Source organism: Flavobacterium maritimum, assembly GCF_040049085.1.
In the GTDB taxonomy this organism is placed as follows: domain Bacteria; phylum Bacteroidota; class Bacteroidia; order Flavobacteriales; family Flavobacteriaceae; genus Flavobacterium; species Flavobacterium maritimum.
Genome location: NZ_JBDLZY010000055.1, coordinates 1 through 512 on the forward strand (window position 1 = coordinate 1; position 512 = coordinate 512).

The window sequence follows — 512 nt, forward strand, 5'->3', positions numbered from 1 at the left end:
AAATGAAATGATAAAGTATAATATAATTAAGAATACATTACAAAATTTAAAAAACTCTTTATGCTTCTGGGGGGCTAAAGAAAAGCATTTATTTAAGCAACCATTAATCATTACAAGAAAAAGAAAAGTTTTACCAACTTCCCATTTTAAATCATTTAAAGCAGATTTAATAAACATCTTACTAAAATAGTTATACATAGCTAAAGAGTAAAAGAATACAAATAATATAAACCAAACTTTAATTTGTAATTTTCTTTTTTTCTCAAATTCTTCTTCACTTAATACTAAAGGTTCTCTATTATCTTTAATAAAAAACAATGAATTAGCAAACCAGCCTAGCATCGGATAAGATAATCCTAGAAGTAAAAACAGTAAAATAAGCAATCCATCAGGAACTATTTGTGATATAGAAAAAAATCTTATATAGGTTATTGAAATATTTGACAATTCTATTATCTGCCACAAGCCTCCTATAAAAGCAGGGACTATAACGAGAACACTTAAATAGTTTT

The 512-nt window shown here is 25.2% G+C and carries 1 protein-coding gene; it reads right to left on the reverse strand.

The window, feature by feature from the left end; all coding sequences use genetic code 11:
* A partial coding sequence (locus tag ABEB23_RS18270; RefSeq protein WP_348814152.1) for a hypothetical protein occupies window positions 1–512 on the reverse strand: 512 nt, incomplete at both ends.